We start from the raw sequence: 16366 nt of genomic DNA on the forward strand, positions 1-16366 counted from the left end.
TGTAAACCTTTCAGGAAACAAACGTAGATGAGCAAAAAATGCACGTTTTTTGCCCACATTTAAGTGATATTACGTATTACAGAGAAAGATTACAGAATTCGTGCCAGTGGTTTAGCAGAAGCAGCCTAGTGCGTCAGTATTGATCACCGCACCACGGTAAGGCAGGTGTGAGGTATAACCCACCACCTGGTCGACAAGGTTGTTGCCAGTAAAGCAGCCATAGCCCGTAGCGTAAGGGCCTAAATAGCGAAGTTGCGCTTGCTCATCTAACACAATTAATGCTGGGACGGCGTCGAGCATAGCTTCTAGCTTCGGTACGTCTTCCACATTAAGTCTGACTTGATGAAAGTCGTCACCTAGTTTCGCAAGCAGTTGAGTTTGGTGAGGAGTAGTAAGCGTTTCACAATAGCAGCGGGAACGCGTACCCACATGAATAATAGAACCTGCGCCGATGCCCTGTTCCTTTAACAGCGCTACAAGCGAGGCATCGAAGTCTGGTGCTGTGGTGCGATGCAGCAATTCGCCATTAGGGTCGAAAGCAGAGAGCTGACGTTGTCCGTATACTAACAGGGCGGTGAGTAAACTTACCGCCCAAAGCATAAGTAGTAGCCAGTTTGTCTTTTTTTGCATTAGGCAAAGGCCTACATTCGTGCGCGATAGAGACAGTTAAAGCTCAAAGCGTTCAATGGCGCTGCGCATGCGCTGCGATATTTGTGATAACACTTCAACCTCACCCGCAAGCGATTGAGCAGTAGCTAGCTCTTCTGAAGTAAACTCGCTCAAACGCGCCGTACTTTGCGCAATTGAAGATGATGCTGTTTCCTGCTCAACTGCTGATGTTGCAATTTCGGTCATGCTTTCACTCGCTTCACGAATTTGCGTCATGATCTCTGTCATGGCTGAGGTTGCGTTATTACTGGAGATAACGGCTTCGTCGACCAACTGAATACAGGTTTGCATTTGCTCAACTGAGCTGGCGGTTTGAGCAACAAGTTGTTCGGTGATGCTTGTGATTTGATCAGCACTTTCTTTTGAACGAATAGCCAGCGTGCGTACTTCGTCTGCGACCACAGCGAAACCACGACCGTGTTCACCAGCCCGGGCGGACTCAATAGCAGCGTTCAGGGCAAGTAAGTTAGTCTGTTCCGCTACTGCTGTAATCGAGCGCATGGCATCGGAAATATGTGAGCACTGCTCATTTAGAGCAGAATTTGTTTTGGCCGCTGTATTTAGCGTATTGCGCAGTGAGTCAATAGTGCGGCTTGTATTAGAAATTGAGTCGCGTGTTGTCTGGGATGCACTTTGTGCTGCTGTGGCTTTATCGCTGGCAAGGGTTGTTTGCTCTGTCGACAACTGCATAGTTTGCGCAATTTCTTCTGACGATGCCGATACCATAGCAATTTCTTGATCGGTGTTTTTGCTAATTTCAAACATATTATGTGCCGCTAATTCCATCTTACCGCAACCGCGAACGACTTCGTCAGTTAGGTTAGAGGCAAGCTCTATTAACGATTTCACTTGGTCAATAAGCTCGGCAAACGGCTTAACGATTTTGTTTTCGCGGTTAAGCTTCACGGCCAAATCTAGTTTGCCATCGGCTTTTTGCATGGTGTCGATCGCTAAGCGCAACTCAGCTGCGCCAGCACCTTCTTGGTGACTTTGCTTAGCCATATACATCAATACGCCTCCTTCTGAGAGCGCGAAGACCGCATGCATTAACAATATGGGGAAAGTAACGTGACCCTCTTCAAAAATGAATAAGGGGGCGCCGCCCGCTTGTAAAAAGAAAAACGAGATGTGGTGAACGGCAACAACTGCTGTACCTGTAGCAACCACTTTCCAGTCTCTGAAATATGAAAGGAAAGCAAGGAGTACAAATATTTCAAAGTGTATTTCTATTAAGCCGAACGACTGGTGAATGTGAAGGGCAGTAAGCAGTTGTGCGCCAATTGCCATCGCGTGACGACTAATTGCCGAGTAGGGATTTTGAATGCTAAGTACTAACGGTACAATTGCAATGGGAATACCAAAGACAAATGCGGGAAGAAGTTCGCCTGTATACAGCCCAATAGCAACCGCTAAAAGCAATTGGATAGCAATAACGACACGAAAAATCTTGTGACCTTCTAGGAGCCAAGGGTACTGCATGCCAATCTCCGACAAGTATTTTGGGTTAAGTGTAGGTTAAAAATTTGGGCTGTGCTAATTTCGCGAAAGTCTACGTAAGTTATTGTATTTACGCCATGCAACTTTTAGCTTAATGAGCTTATATTAAAAAAGTTTAATATAATGTTAGTCCAAGGAATAAAATATGCCATCTGTCTCATTTCTTTCTACCGATAACCTCGAAGATTTCTTTGTGTACGATGAACTTTTGATTCCTTACTTCAACGACTGCGATTGGTCAGTTGAAACTATATCGTGGCATAAGAAGGCGGAAAATTGGGATAGATTTGACTATGTGATTGTTCGCAGTACGTGGGATTATCAGCAGCACGCCGAGGCTTTTCTGGCTTGTTTGGAAGAGATTGAAGCGTCAACAGCCACTTTGCTTAACCCGTTGTCTCTTATTCGTTGGAATATTGAAAAACACTACCTTAAGGACTTGCAAGACAAAGGTGTTCCCATCGTAAAAACACAATGGGAGAGTGCGTATGATAACAGTGTTATAAATGACGCTTTTTCTAGTTTTAAGTGCGATACCCTAGTGGTTAAACCCACACTTAGTGCAAATGCAGATGACACATTTAAGCTCTCACAAGCTGATTGGCACGAACAGCAGCAGGTTCTCTCTGATACATTCAACCAGCGCGATTTCATGGTTCAGCCATTTTTAAAGAGTGTGGTTGACGAGGGGGAGTACTCCCTGTTTTATTTTGATGGGAAATACAGTCATGCGATAAAGAAGGTGCCGCAACAAGGCGATTTTCGTGTACAAGAGGAGCACGGGGGAAGCTTGCATCTGATTTCAGCAGATCACGAACAATTAGAAATTGCCCAAAAAGCATTGTCAGCGATGCCTTGCAACGCGCTCTATGCGCGGGTTGATTTAGTTAGGCAAGATAACCAGTGGGCAATAATGGAACTAGAACTTATTGAGCCTTCACTGTATTTCAACCTAGACGAGCAATCTCCACTTCGCTTTGTTGAAGCTTTAGTAAGCGTTCATCAGGCTGGCATTGAGCACTAAAAAAAAGGCTGGAAAAATAAGTCTTTGCCAGCCCTTTTTAGCTTAAGCGTTGCTAACTCTTTATCGCTGAAAACGATGCTTAGTGTTTGACGCTATAAATTCTCGATGCAACTTTGAAAAAGCCCCCACGATAGAAGTAATATTTAGCAAACTAGTGCTTATAGCTCGTACCTTTCGAAATGCTCCTTTCTACGCGAGACACCTGCCTTTGGGTCTTCTCGCTACGGGCAGATCTCATCTCACTGCGTTTGTTTACTTCAGCACTTCGTGCTTGAACACGGTTTTCAGTTCGGAAACTACCTCGCTCAATGCGTTCAGGTTTACTGCTTTCGCGAGCAAACTGTCGGTCTTGCGGACTGGTTTTTTCAAGGCGCTCCCTAGAATCAATTTGCTTGCTTGAACGCAGTGGTGTCTCTCCCCGGTTAGCGAACCGTTTTGATTCTGCGGGTGATGTTAATCGAGCAGGCTTATCTCGCTTTAATTGCTGTAAAGTGTTGTCTCTTGTTAGCCTTTCATTTTTGGCTACCGCTTGATTGCGTTTTAACGCGTGTTCAATCGATTGCTTACGTTTAACAGTATCTTGTCTGTTAGGTAGACGATTTTCTCTGAGCGGTGTTACTTGCTTAGGCTCAATCGTACGTTTCACGGGATTCGCTTCCCCTCTTCGCACCATTGTTTTTACAGCGCGTTCACCGTCGTGACGGGCCGGTGAGTTCGTCGGTGTAAGCCGCCTATCTGACAAGTGCTTTGCCCGCGTTACACTGCCATGTTCGTAGCGCGTAGGCGCACTATGGACCACGCGGTTCGAGTAACGTGCACGACGACGTACAGTGTTGTGCTCCCAGCGGTAGTAGTCTCGACTTATTACTCTTTTTCTAGGACTACCGTGATAATACCGGCGAACAGGTTCGCGGTGAATCACTACATGACGATTATGCCAGTGCACGCTACCAAAGAAAAAGAACGTAGAAAGATGAATACTAGGAGACCAATAAACATTGCTATGTTGATGGTAGCTAACGTGATGACGCCAGTGCACTGGGGTAGTAGCATGCCACCAATGGCCGTATACAACCAATGGGTCGTAGTAGGGTACGTAGACCACTTCCCGCTGACGCGGCTCAATGTAAATTATTTCACGAGTAGATTCGCGTTCTCTTTCAACTTCAATATAGTCATTGGTCACCAAGTTACCGGTGTTTAGCGCGTGCTGGCGAAGCACTTGAACTCGGTCTAGCACGCGACTTTGGTCAATCAAGACACTATCACCAAGCTGCTGTAACCATTCAAGATCATTTGCCATTGTATTCAGTAGATCTGTAAATGGAGCGAGCGCTTTTACGCTCGGGTCCCAGCCAACACTCTCTAAAACATTTTCCACTTGTTCAGGGGTTAAATGCTGATTGCTTTGACGCCAGCGATCCGCGGCTACCACATCTAATGGATAGGTAGCAGCAATCAGTATGTGGGTGAGAAGGGTGTCAGGGTAAAGTGCAATAGGCGCAAGTACACTGTCTAGTTCAGCGTCAGAATATTGCTGAGTTGACGCTGTAACCGGTGCAAGACTAGCGTTAGATTGAGCTAACGCTGGCAACGCCGACGCACTTGAAAGTGCAATAATCACAGATAAGGTTATGTTTTTCATACATTCTCCTTACATTGCTATGCTGGTGACCAGCTGCTTTTCGCGCGCAATGTGGTAAGTCTATATATGTTATAAACTGCGTATGATTAACCTAAGCTGAATAGAAAACGCCCACAACAGTGGTGGGCGCTTTAAAAATGGGTGAACGGTTCGTAACTATTTGAAAACGTGTGGATCGAACGCGTGACCAAGTTTTTCCGTTTTCGTTTTAAGGTAGTGTTTGTTGTCTTTCGTAATGCCGTGGTCAATTGGCTTTCTCGCAACCACATCGATGCCAAGTGCTTTAAGTGCCGCCAGCTTTTTCGGATTGTTTGTCATAAGCTCAACGTGCTTAACATTAAGGGTATCTAGCATCAGTTTGCAGATATCGTAACTTCTAAGGTCTGCATCAAAGCCAAGGTGTTCATTAGCTTCTACTGTATCCATGCCGCTATCTTGAAGGTTATAGGCGCGAATTTTATTCAAAAGACCGATACCGCGTCCTTCCTGACGCAAATAAAGCAGCACACCGTGACCGTTATCCACGATGTTTTGCATGGCTTTTTCTAGCTGAAAGCCACAGTCACAACGGGTGCTAAATAACGAATCGCCCGTTAAGCACTCTGAATGTATACGAATTGGAACAACGTCGTCTTCTTTCCACTCTCCATAAGAGAGAGCAACGTGCTCTTGGCCGCTGGCTTCGACAAAGCCGTGGATCTTAAAATCGCCCATTCGAGTGGGTAATTTAGCGGAACTGACATATTCGTATTTAGGCTGTTTGCTACTCATGTTACTTCTACACTTTGGACAGTAGGCAATAAGTGGGGGTGACTTCTTTTTTTGCAAGTCTACCACTTTATTATACGCGAGTTGACGGTTGTGCTATCACTTTTTTCGTAAGACGTGCATTAAGTGCAGTTATTAAAGCGGTGTAAACTCATGTAGAGGGGCAGGCTTGGCAACACCGAACCCTTGGGCAAAATCAACGCCCATTTTGCCTAATTGCGCCATAGTGCCTTCATTTTCAACAAATTCGCCCACGGTCTGCATACCCATGGCTTTCGCTACATCATTAATTGAGGCGACCATAGCCGTATCTACACTGTCGTTCAGCATATCTTTAATAAACATACCGTCAATCTTTACCTGGCTCACGGGCAAGCTTTTAAGGTAACTGTAAGAAGAGAAGCCACTGCCGAAGTCATCTAACGCAAATGAACACCCAAGGCGATTAAAGGTGCGCATAAAGGCAAGGGTATCCTCCATCTTTATAATCGCTACCGACTCGATAACTTCAAAACAGATTTTGTTATACGGAATATTAAAAGTTTCGAACGCATTCAGAATGAACAAGGTGAAATCTCTATCTGCCAGAGAGTGGCAGTTAAGATTAATGCTGCATCGCTTCAACTCTGCGAGGTGATCAGGGTGTTCAGACAGCCATTTAAACGTGTTAGTAACCACCCATTTGTCGACATTGACATTCATTTCAAATCGTTCTGCGGTGGGCAAGAAATTAGCGGGCTCTACGAGCTTGCCGTCTTTTTCCCGAAGTCGCAGTAATACTTCGTAATAGTGCCCATCGCTGGCCTTGCTCAAGGGTCTAAGTGATTGGTAGAAAAGTTCAAAACGGCCTTCTTCAAGTGCGTTGTTAATAGAGGAAACCCAGTCCAGTTCACGCTGATAACGCTGCATGCTCTCGTCATCTTTATTGTATCTATGAACCTGGTTTCTGCCTTGCTCTTTGGCAAAGTAACAGGCAGCATCGGCCATACTTAGATATTGGCCTGAGCTTGTATCGCTATCATCACATACGACCATACCGATACTTACGCCCAAATTAAAAATGCGGTTGTCCCACATAAACCGATACGCTTGTACTGCATTTAGTATTTTTACAGCGTTGAGGTATACCGCGTCTGCATCTAAATTCGAATAAATAACACCAAATTCATCTCCCCCGAGTCTAGCTAACTGGGCGCTGGGAAGTAACGCGTTTTCAATCAGACGTGCCACGTCTTTTATTAAAACATCCCCGGCTTTATGACCGCAGGTGTCATTGACGACTTTAAATCGGTCTAAATCTAAAAACAGCAAACACACAGGTAGTTCGCTGTGGTTATGCACTTTTTCCTTAAAGACAGATTCAAACTGCCGTCTGTTATAAACACCTGTGAGTGAATCGTGAGTGGCTAAATACTGAAGGCTTAAATCTGATTGCTTTTTCTCCGTGATATCGATGATGGAGCCATAAAGGTAGCTACCCTCATCGTTTTCTCGAATTTGACAAGAAAGCGAAAACCAAAACTCTGTGTCGTCTCGTCGCTTTCCTCTAATTTCTTTTCTGGTGACATGACCTTGCTGAGATATCTCGCCTAGTAACACATGCCTGTCTTGGGGAGACGCATAAAACACTTTCGTATTTGCGCCCTCAGTTAGCATCTCCTCTTCATCTTCGTACCCAAATACCTTACACATGGCAGGGTTTACCGAAATAAGCTTACCGTCCCATGTCGAGGTGTAGTGGCCTTCCGTTGAATTTCGAAACAAGTCATAAAAGTGATTTAAGCTAGAAATAGTTTCAGCCTGAGTGAAAAGCTTATGCTGATTGAGCACGTGCTCCTTTGTAATCACTGCAAATCCGAAGCATAAGAACCCCAAGGTTAAGAAAAACAGCATCCCCATAGCCACTTCAACAGTGTAAATGAGGTCGCCAAAGAGGTTTTGCGTGACTAATGCGTAAAATGCGAAGAAGGATAGCCAAGCCAAGGTGTAAGTTGTGCTGACTACTCCACTGCCTTTGTCTTTAAAGACAAGAGCTAAGGTAACGTGATACAGGCCCATTGTCGCTGTAAGGACTAGCAGCGTAATAGTGACCATATAGGCGTTAACGGTAAAGCAGTAAATGGTGGCGGCAATAGGTACCGCATAATTAAGAAGCCTTAAAACCAACGGTACGCGAGCAAATAAGTGATGCGTCACTTTAGCGATGCATAGCAACAATACGCCAAAACTAACGGCGTAAAACTGTTCGCTGGCGTTGGTGAGGCTTGGCCAAAGTGCAAGGCCACCCTCTGTGATAAACAGCAGCGCAATTAGTACCAGTGACGACATGGTTAGCCAAAAACGGGTGGGTATGCGCTGATAGAAATAGGAAAACAGAAAATAGAAGGCTATTAGCATCATTACGCCCGATACTGCACCAAATAATGTCAGCATATTTGTATCGTGTTGAACTAGAAGATCACGCTCCCAAAGGGAAATAGGAAAGTACTTAAGCCCCTCGTCTTTAACAGCAACGAGCAACCTGGCGTCTTGGTACGGCTGTAGCGTAAAGGAAAGCCTGATATTGGGAAGCGGTTGCCTTAACGAATAGTCTCCCTTTCCTGCTTGATAGCGGTACGATTTAATAATTCGCTGGCTGCCGTCTAAGAGGTAGATTTGTAGATCGTCGACGTTCAAACGGTCGATGTTCAGTACTAATGGAACGGGGCTATAACCTGTATGGACAAGCTCTGTGGAATACCACACTCGCTCGTTGGAGGAGGGCGCTACTGAGGAAGACTTGCCCGAACTCCCGCTAATAATATCAAAATACGTTGCGCTGTTTGGCGCCAGTGATATCCGAGCATGATTATTGATGATTTCCTTTTCAAAAGACTCATCGATGCTTAAGCGCGGGGTGGCGAGAACGCTTGTGCTCAACACTAGCCAACTAATGAGCAAAGCTAAAACGTACTTTGTTAGCCGGGTGATTGGCACTAGCATGATCCTTGAAGCGCTAATTATGTGTTTTCAATAGAATAATACTAGTCTGCGCCAAAAGCCAAACAGAAAGAAAAAGCGCGAGAAAACCTAAGCACTTTGCAGATAGCGATAAATCGCGTCGGGCGATTGCTGAGTGCCGATTGGCTCTAGCCAAATCGCTTCGCACAGCCACTCTACACAAAGCATGCATTGAAAATGTGTATCGTTGGATTGGGTGGTAACAAGCGCCTGAAAGCGATCAGCACCCCAATCGGTATCAGATAGTGAAAAATGAAACAATTCACAAAACTGCTCTACCCACTGCTGAGTTTTAAGAGGTGTTGATGGTAAGGCAAGGCGAATTTCTACGCTTTGTTCGTTAACCACGGCCTGCTGTTGAATATCACTTTTTGTAAAAGGTTGCATAGAACTCATCAATTTACTGGTTTTGTAAACCCGCTCGCTTTAAAAAGCGTATATAGTACAACACAAAAACAATAGCGTTAATTCAAGCGTATTAAGGACGGGGTATGCTAACACTTCACCATTTAAACAACTCTCGCTCACAGCGAATTCTGTGGCTCTTAGAAGAGCTAGGCGTAGAGTACAAAATAGAATTTTACCAACGTGATAGTAAAACTAACCTAGCACCAGATTCGCTGCGCGCTGTTCATCCGTTGGGACGCTCTCCGGTGCTTACTACGCCGCACGGTGCCATTGCCGAGTCTGGTGCTATTGTGGAATACCTTGTTCGACACCACGCTACAGACGCATTTTCTGTACCTCAAGACCCAGAGACACTTCAACAGTATTGGTTCTGGTTGCATTTCGCTGAAGGCTCGTTGATGCCGCCATTGGTGGCAAACTTGGTGCTGGAAAAAGCGCGCCAAAAAGGTTCGAAGCCCTTCTTTATCAAGCCAGTTACTAACAAGCTGATAGACGGTATTTTAAATGCTTATTATGGCCCTAATTTAGCGCAGAGTTTACGCTATGTGGAATCCTACTTAGCGAAAAACACCTGGTTTGCGGGTGACGCGCCTAGTGGTGCTGATGTTCAAATGATATTTCCGTTAGAGTCGCTGGTGGCGAGCGGGCGAGCGAAAGATTTTACAGCCATTCAAGGTTACGTTAAGCGTATTCATGCCAGAGATGCCTACAAGGCTGCACTTGAGAAAGGCGGGGAATACGCTTACGCCTAGCGTAAATATCTTAAAGCGTGGACGTTTACTTAATGTCATATTCTTCGACCAGCAGGGTATAAACCTCAGTTGGTCTACAGCGACTAATGATCGCGATTTATATAGTCGTCAATAAGCTGGATAAAGGCCTCGCCATAGCGTTCGAGTTTGGTTTGGCCTACGCCGCTTACATCAAGCAAGGTGTTGCGCGTAGTGGGGAGTTTACACGCCATATCCACTAAGGTGGCGTCGCTAAATACCACATACGGCGGCACTTCATTTTCTTCGGCCAACACTTTGCGTAAGTGCTTAAGACGGGTGAACAACGTTCGGTCGTAGTTAGCAGGCGCTTGTTTTGCTTTTTTCTTGTCGGGCTTAAATTCAAGTCGCGGAACGGCAAGCTGAACCGCTACTTCACCTTTTAGCACAGGCCGAGCGGCCTCGGTTAAGCGCAACGCGGCATGCGCGGTAATATCAACGCGTATAAGGCCTTTATGAACAAGCTGGTTGATAATGTTGTGCCAGTAGCTATCCGATTTATCTTTACCTATGCCGTACGTAGAAAGCTGGTGGTGACCTGCTTCCTGAAGGCGCCTAAGCTGCTTGCCTCGCAAAACATCAATAACGTACTGGCTGGAGGCTTGTTGTGAGAGCCGAAGTACACACGACAGAACTTTCTGAGCAATCACCAAACCATCTATCATCTTAGGTGGGTCTAGGCAGATATCACAGTTGCCACAGGCGCTGTCGCTAAACTGAGAGAAGTAGTTTAACAATACTTGTCTACGGCAGGTTTGCGCTTCTGAAAAGGCTTCCATAGCCGCAAATTTTTGTAACTCTATTTGGTTTCGCTCGGCTATTTCACCTTGCTCTATCCATTGTTTTACACGGGCTGCGTCTTTTTCGTCGAACAATAGTAAAGCTTCAGATTCCAGGCCGTCTCGCCCAGCTCGGCCGGTCTCCTGATAATAGCTTTCAACACTGCGCGGAACATCGTGGTGAACCACATAACGCACGTTCGATTTGTTGATACCCATGCCAAAGGCAACGGTGGCCACCACAATATCAATTTTATCGTTAAGGAACTGGCGTTGTACCAGCTCTCGTTCGTCGTTATCCATTCCCGCGTGATATGCCGCACAGCGAAAACCTTGTCTGAATAATTTAGCGTGCAGGTCGTCAACTTTCGCGCGACTGTTACAGTAAATAATACCGCTACCTTCTTGTTGTTTTACGTAAGCAACAACTTGATCAAAGGCTTTGTACTTGCTCATTACGCGGTAGCGAATATTAGGTCTGTCGAAGCTGCCCTTATAAACCAGCGGGTCGTTGAGGTTGAGTTGCGTCAGTATGTCTGCTTGGGTGGCTGAATCTGCAGTAGCTGTTAATCCAATAACAGGAATAGAGGGAAAGCGAGACTTTATTTGCCCCAGAGCGCGATAATCCTGCCTGAAGTCATGCCCCCAGTGGGAGACGCAGTGCGCTTCATCAATGGCAAATAGGGCAATGTCGGCATGTGCAAGCGACTGCTGAAAATAATACTGCATTAAACGCTCAGGCGACACGTAGAGCAAGTCCAGCTTTCCTGCTTGCAGTGCGTCATTTATACGCGCTTGTTCGTCTACTTCCAGCGTTGAATTAAGATAGGCAGCGTTTACACCCAGCGCTTTAAGCTGCTCTACTTGGTCCTGCATAAGCGATATAAGCGGTGACACAACAATAGCGGCGCCCTGGCGCACTAACGCAGGAATTTGATAGCACAGCGACTTACCTCCACCTGTTGGAAGCAAAACAAGTGCGTCTTTACCTTCACATACTTGGTGAATGACTTCGCCTTGACCGTCGCGAAAAGCATCGTAACCAAATACATCTTTTAAGACGGTTTCTGGTGTTTTTACACGTTGCGTTTCTGGCGCTAATTCTGATGGAGCTATTGCAGTTGTCATGGCGCTGGATTTTACGCGTTTTTGCCGATGTCTTCACGGGGCAATTTAAAAAACTAGACTAAAATTCAGCAACCGCCCTTATAAGAGGGGCAGTCGCCCTCATAATTTATTTTGATTTATTATCATTGGTTGGATGAATTTCCGTCAAACTCACGTTCAGTAGTAATGTTCCTATTCAGAAGCACTTCAAACGTCATTTCACTAAGGAAAGCGAGTGGATAAAAATACGACCAATAAACGACAAGCGAACGGTAGTGAAACGCTGAACCATCAACTAATGATTAAACATGTAATTGGGCTTTTTCGTGATACTATGCCTTTTAACCAGTTGCTGGGCTTGGAATTTGTTACTGAGGGAGAGGGACTGGAGACTCAGGTTTCCCTACATCTTGATTGGCAACCAGCGCTTACCGGCAACCCAATGCAAAAAATCCTACACGGCGGTGTAACAGCGACTATGCTAGACACCATTGGGGGGTTAGTTTCAATTGTAGAAACCATCAAACAAACCGCACATGAGCACCTTGAGGATCTTCAGGTTAGATTACCCACTATGGGAACAGTCGATATGCGCGTTGACTACCTAAGGCCGGGAAGAGGTGAGCGTTTTATTGCAACAGCGATGATTATACGCAAGGGCAGTAAATTAGTGGTTTGCAGAATGGAATTGCATAACGAAAAAGGCGACCATATTGCCTTTGGAACAGGTACATACATGCTGGGGTAGCAACCAAGCTAATTGGTTTGCACCATCCCATCACGCCTGTTTTCAAGCTGTGCAAAGGAAGTGAGCGGTATTAACGGGAGGTGTAGCATGGCAGAGCCATTACCAGATTTAATTGAAGAGATTGTTACCGAAAGCATGGGTGATGATCCGGCGACCTTGTTAGCCACTCTTGCGGGGCAAGACGAGGTGTACATCGCATCACTGTTAGAATCGCTGCCCGTAGAAAAACGTTTGGCGGTGTGGGAAGGCATTCCTCGCGACCGTAAGCTCGACGTATTGGTTGAGATGCGTAGCGACCCCCGTGAAATCCTTATCGACAATACGCCGCACGACGAATGGACGTCTATTTTTGCTGATATTGATGCAGAGGATTTACTAGAGCTACTTGATTCATTGCCAAAGCGCTTAGTCGATATGGCCTATGAATCACTTGATTCCAAAGAGCGAAAGTACTTCAGAGAAGCCACACAATTTCCAGATAACCAAATCGGTCACTGGGTTAACCACGAGCAGTTAGTGCTGCCTTCGAACGCGAAAGTGCGAGAAGGATTGCGCTTGCTAAGACGCGACATTCCTCAGCACTGTGACAGCATTTTTTTGGTGAATCGCTCAGGTCAGTTTTCCGCTCTGGTTAAAATTAGCCACCTTTTCAATGCGCAAGATCACGTGTCGCTATTCGATTTGTCGGAAGAAAGTGTGACGACCATTCAAGGGGCTGACGACACAATGAATGCCTCGCTTCTTGTTCAGCGCTCAGGACTGGCATCGTTGCCAGTAGTTGACGAAAACAACAAGCTTCTCGGACGATTAGACGTGACCTCGGCTAGTGAGTTGGTTAATGAGTTTTACGAACGCCAAGTGATGGCTTCGGCGGGTATGGATGAGGACGAAGATTTGTTCTCGCCTGTGGCCAAAAGTGCGAAAAATCGTGCCCTTTGGCTTGGCATTAACTTGCTTACCGCATTTTTAGCCTCGTGGTTTATTGGATTGTTCGAAGGCACCCTTCAACAAGTGGTTGCCCTTGCGGTACTGATGCCGGTAGTGGCAAGTATGGGAGGCATTGCAGGTAGTCAAACGCTAACCCTGATTGTACGCGGCTTGGCGTTGGGGCAGGTCACGCCTGCCAACTTACGGGCGCTGATGGTGAAAGAGCTTAAAGTAGGCGGCGTTAATGGCGTGATTTGGGCCTTGGTAATTGGCGTTGTTGCTTATTTCTGGTTTACCGATGCCATGTTAGGGTTGGTTATCTGTTTGGCCATACTGTTCAACATTGTAGCCGCCGCACTTGCAGGCGTGTTTGTACCTGTAATATTGGACAAGCTGAAAATAGACCCAGCACTGTCGGGGTCGGTCATTTTGACTACCGTAACCGACATTGTAGGCTTTGTAGCCTTCTTAGGTTTGGGCACACTGTTTCTGCTGTAGCACCATTCCCGCGATAAACCTTGTCCTGTTTTTTCATGACGAACGCATCTTAGGCCCCATTGAATGAGCACATTTAGTGGGGCTTTTTCATTTTTTGTTAATTGCGTTTCATTAATTATGCCGCTTGTTACACGTCCTTTGCCGCATTGGAAAGCGTTAAGGGTTGTGAATTCACCTAACCTGATAAACAATACGCGCCTTCTTCCCCCGAATTTCGTTGGAGTCAGTCTTGTCTAAGCAAGCCAGTGCCGCTCAAGTCGGCGTTATTTGTGCAATTGCCGCATATAGCATGTGGGGTGTCGCACCTGTTTATTTCAAACAGTTGATGGTATTGCCGGCAGCTGAAATCCTGATGCACAGGGTAATTTGGTCTGTGGTGCTTTTGGTTGGGCTTATAGCCGCGCTAAAGCAGTGGCCCAAAGTGGGCGCCGCCTTTCGCAATAAGCGCGTTATGCAGATTTTATTCGTTGCAGGGTTGTTACTCGGGGCGAATTGGCTCTTGTTTATTTGGGCAATTAATAACGACCATATTCTTGATGCAAGCCTTGGCTATTACATCAACCCTCTTATCAACGTATTTTTAGGGCGACTTTTCTTAGGTGAAAGGTTGCGTAACTTACAGCGTGTAGCCGTTGGGCTTGCCGTTATTGGCGTGGCTATTCTTATTTTCTCTTATGGCCACGTGCCGTGGATTGCCCTGGTGCTTGCGGGAAGTTTTAGTGTGTATGGCTTATTGCGCAAGCAAGTGGCTGTAGACTCGCTACCCGGCCTATTCATTGAAACTTTAATGCTCTCGCCATTCGCTATTATTTACTGGGTCTTCTTTGGCTCTGAGTACAGTAACTTATTTAATAACGACGCCACGCTAAATACCCTTATTTTAGCGGCTGGCATTGTAACTACCGCGCCACTACTTTGTTTTACCGCTGCAGCAAGGCGCATAATGTATTCAACGCTGGGCTTTTTTCAGTACATTGGCCCAACGCTTATGTTCATTCTGGCGGTTTACCTGTACGGCGAACCGCTTGAAGAGTCGCGCTTGGTGACCTTCGGCTTTGTGTGGTTTGCGCTTATCTTGTTTAGTGCAGATTCGCTAGTTAATTACCGCAGTCAGCGTAAAGCGCGAAAGCTAGCGGTGGAGTAGGGGCTTTTGCGCACCAGTCTTTAATTAAACGTCGGACAGCTAAGCGGCAGTTGATTGAGTGAAAAGCTAAAGCAGTGAAGCTTGCTCTTGCTGAGGAACATCTGGTGGTTCGCACTTCACTTGGTTACGCCCACTATTTTTGGCGGCGTAAAGCTGCTTGTCGGCAAGGCTTAGTAGCTTATCTACGCGCTGAGTGTGGGCGCCACTTACCCCAATACTGCAGGTCACTTTAATGTCGCTTTTAGGCAGTTGAATAATTTCCGCTTCCACCACTTTTCTGAAGTCGTCTAGACGCTCACAGGCTTCTTTTAGTGGTGTTGACGGCATGTATATACAAAACTCTTCGCCACCAAAGCGGGAGATAATTTCGTCCGGAAAATAAAACTCAATAAGGGCCGCCATGGCTTTTAGCACAATGTCACCTGCGTCATGGCCATGGGTATCGTTTATCGATTTGAAAAAGTCTAGGTCAATAAGGGCGAGAGCGTGATCCTCAGACAGGTTTTGGTGTTGTACAGTAACCATGTAGAAGAAGTGGCGCCTGTTAGGCAAACCTGTTAAATAGTCGGTGTTGGCCACACGACGAATTTCTTCAACGCTCTCAATATATTCCACGTTCTGCATCACGCGACACAAGAACTCTTCATGACAGTAGGGCACTCGCAAGAAGTCATTTGCACCACTTTTAATAAAGTGCGCAGACATTAACATGCCTTTGCCTCCAGCAACGCCCATAATTGCCAGCTGCTCTTTCGAAAAGGCTTTTCTTAAACTGGCGACAAAGTGCGTGCCTGTCATATCAGGCAACGTGTTGTCAGTGATAACAAGACGTACGTTTTTGTGTTCAGACAAGCATTGCATAGCGTCTGTAGCCGTTAGGCATTCAAACGCAATAAAATTATGGCGCTGAAGTAATGAAACGGTTTTTGAGCGCAACACCCGATTAGTGCTTACCACGACGACACCAGTAGACTTGTTTTTTTCTAATCGGCTAATAAGACGATTGAGGTAGTCGTAGTTCTGCGAATTTTCTTTGGGAATGTAATCGACAACGTCACGTTCTAGGACTTTATCGCGAATAGCGCTATCTAAACTTTCTGTTGTAGCAATGGTGGGAATGAAAGACTCAACAGTAAAGTCGATGGCTTCGCCTTTTGGTGCATCGGGAAGCGAGTATGCAACAATAGCACACAGAAAGGTTTCCGGCATATTTTGCGAAAACCGTGCTTTGCCTTCTGTCAGCGACGTTGCGCCAACGGGGGTAAGACCAGCCCGGCGTACTAATTTCGCTATAAGTTCAAGGTTGCCTTCACCATTTTCGATGATCAGCACGTGTTGCTGCATACATTTCAACTTAGGTTTAGGCTACCTTGCCTATTAAT

13 protein-coding genes are annotated in these 16366 nt (G+C 46.0%); 5 read left to right on the forward strand and 8 right to left on the reverse strand.

Translation table 11 applies throughout. From position 1 onward, the window contains the following. Positions 1 to 111: 111 nt before the first annotated feature. Positions 112 to 630: a DUF6436 domain-containing protein gene (locus WA381_RS06220; protein WP_156085734.1), complete on the reverse strand. Its 519-nt coding sequence runs from the start codon at positions 628 to 630 to the stop codon at positions 112 to 114. A 36-nt stretch (positions 631 to 666) separates the two neighbouring features. Beyond that, entirely contained in the window at positions 667 to 2148 is a 1482-nt protein-coding gene (locus WA381_RS06225) for a methyl-accepting chemotaxis protein (protein WP_156085735.1), read from the reverse strand. 163 nt (positions 2149 to 2311) lie between these two features. Between WA381_RS06225 and WA381_RS06230 the strand changes: the two genes are divergently transcribed. Further along, a complete protein-coding gene (locus tag WA381_RS06230) occupies positions 2312 to 3190 on the forward strand; it encodes an ATP-grasp domain-containing protein (protein ID WP_156085736.1) in 879 nt (292 codons plus the stop codon). Positions 3191 to 3341: 151 nt separating this feature from the next. On the opposite strand, the gene WA381_RS06235 is transcribed toward WA381_RS06230, so the two are convergent. The 4 genes from WA381_RS06235 to WA381_RS06250 all read right to left on the reverse strand — a co-directional run bounded on the left by WA381_RS06235 (position 3342) and on the right by WA381_RS06250 (position 8990). Continuing rightward, positions 3342 to 4835, reverse strand: coding sequence for a DUF3300 domain-containing protein (locus WA381_RS06235; RefSeq protein ID WP_156085737.1), 1494 nt, complete (start codon positions 4833 to 4835; stop codon positions 3342 to 3344). Between the two features lie 156 nt (positions 4836 to 4991). Then, the gene (ribA, locus tag WA381_RS06240) at positions 4992 to 5606 is read right to left on the reverse strand and encodes a GTP cyclohydrolase II (protein ID WP_014996890.1); all 615 of its coding nucleotides are present in this window, start codon (positions 5604 to 5606) and stop codon (positions 4992 to 4994) included. Between the two features lie 132 nt (positions 5607 to 5738). Continuing rightward, positions 5739 to 8579, reverse strand: coding sequence for an EAL domain-containing protein (locus WA381_RS06245; protein ID WP_156085738.1), 2841 nt, complete (start codon positions 8577 to 8579; stop codon positions 5739 to 5741). Between the two features lie 93 nt (positions 8580 to 8672). Next, positions 8673 to 8990, reverse strand: a complete 318-nt coding sequence (locus WA381_RS06250; protein WP_156085739.1) for a hypothetical protein — start codon at positions 8988 to 8990, stop codon at positions 8673 to 8675. Positions 8991 to 9094: 104 nt separating this feature from the next. Between WA381_RS06250 and WA381_RS06255 the strand changes: the two genes are divergently transcribed. Beyond that, the gene (locus WA381_RS06255) at positions 9095 to 9763 is read left to right on the forward strand and encodes a glutathione S-transferase (protein ID WP_156085740.1); all 669 of its coding nucleotides are present in this window, start codon (positions 9095 to 9097) and stop codon (positions 9761 to 9763) included. A gap of 83 nt (positions 9764 to 9846) precedes the next feature. Here the strand turns inward: WA381_RS06255 and recQ are convergent, their stop codons facing one another. After that, positions 9847 to 11688, reverse strand: a complete 1842-nt coding sequence (gene recQ / locus WA381_RS06260; protein ID WP_156085741.1) for a DNA helicase RecQ — start codon at positions 11686 to 11688, stop codon at positions 9847 to 9849. A gap of 214 nt (positions 11689 to 11902) precedes the next feature. Between recQ and WA381_RS06265 the strand changes: the two genes are divergently transcribed. The 3 genes from WA381_RS06265 to rarD all read left to right on the forward strand — a co-directional run bounded on the left by WA381_RS06265 (position 11903) and on the right by rarD (position 14984). Continuing rightward, positions 11903 to 12415, forward strand: coding sequence for a thioesterase family protein (locus tag WA381_RS06265; RefSeq protein WP_014996896.1), 513 nt, complete (start codon positions 11903 to 11905; stop codon positions 12413 to 12415). A gap of 87 nt (positions 12416 to 12502) precedes the next feature. Then, the gene (locus WA381_RS06270) at positions 12503 to 13840 is read left to right on the forward strand and encodes a magnesium transporter (RefSeq protein WP_156085742.1); all 1338 of its coding nucleotides are present in this window, start codon (positions 12503 to 12505) and stop codon (positions 13838 to 13840) included. Between the two features lie 229 nt (positions 13841 to 14069). Next, entirely contained in the window at positions 14070 to 14984 is a 915-nt protein-coding gene (gene rarD / locus WA381_RS06275) for an EamA family transporter RarD (RefSeq protein WP_014947843.1), read from the forward strand. Positions 14985 to 15050: 66 nt separating this feature from the next. On the opposite strand, the gene WA381_RS06280 is transcribed toward rarD, so the two are convergent. Then, positions 15051 to 16328 carry a GGDEF domain-containing response regulator gene (locus WA381_RS06280; protein WP_014977963.1) on the reverse strand — a complete coding sequence of 426 codons (1278 nt, stop codon included), beginning with the start codon at positions 16326 to 16328 and terminating at the stop codon, positions 15051 to 15053. Between the last annotated feature and the right edge of the window lie 38 nt (positions 16329 to 16366).

The sequence above is a fragment of the Alteromonas sp. CH_MED4-4 genome (assembly GCF_037029575.1).
Lineage (GTDB): Bacteria > Pseudomonadota > Gammaproteobacteria > Enterobacterales > Alteromonadaceae > Alteromonas > Alteromonas macleodii.

Coding starts and splice junctions, on each gene's coding strand:
- WA381_RS06220 (WP_156085734.1), bottom strand. CDS start 630: ATGCAAAAAAAGACAAACTGGCTACTACTTATGCTTTGGGCGGTAAGT.
- WA381_RS06225 (WP_156085735.1), bottom strand. CDS start 2,148: ATGCAGTACCCTTGGCTCCTAGAAGGTCACAAGATTTTTCGTGTCGTT.
- WA381_RS06230 (WP_156085736.1), top strand. CDS start 2,312: ATGCCATCTGTCTCATTTCTTTCTACCGATAACCTCGAAGATTTCTTT.
- WA381_RS06235 (WP_156085737.1), bottom strand. CDS start 4,835: ATGAAAAACATAACCTTATCTGTGATTATTGCACTTTCAAGTGCGTCG.
- ribA (WP_014996890.1), bottom strand. CDS start 5,606: ATGAGTAGCAAACAGCCTAAATACGAATATGTCAGTTCCGCTAAATTA.
- WA381_RS06250 (WP_156085739.1), bottom strand. CDS start 8,990: ATGCAACCTTTTACAAAAAGTGATATTCAACAGCAGGCCGTGGTTAAC.
- WA381_RS06255 (WP_156085740.1), top strand. CDS start 9,095: ATGCTAACACTTCACCATTTAAACAACTCTCGCTCACAGCGAATTCTG.
- recQ (WP_156085741.1), bottom strand. CDS start 11,688: ATGACAACTGCAATAGCTCCATCAGAATTAGCGCCAGAAACGCAACGT.
- WA381_RS06270 (WP_156085742.1), top strand. CDS start 12,503: ATGGCAGAGCCATTACCAGATTTAATTGAAGAGATTGTTACCGAAAGC.
- WA381_RS06280 (WP_014977963.1), bottom strand. CDS start 16,328: ATGCAGCAACACGTGCTGATCATCGAAAATGGTGAAGGCAACCTTGAA.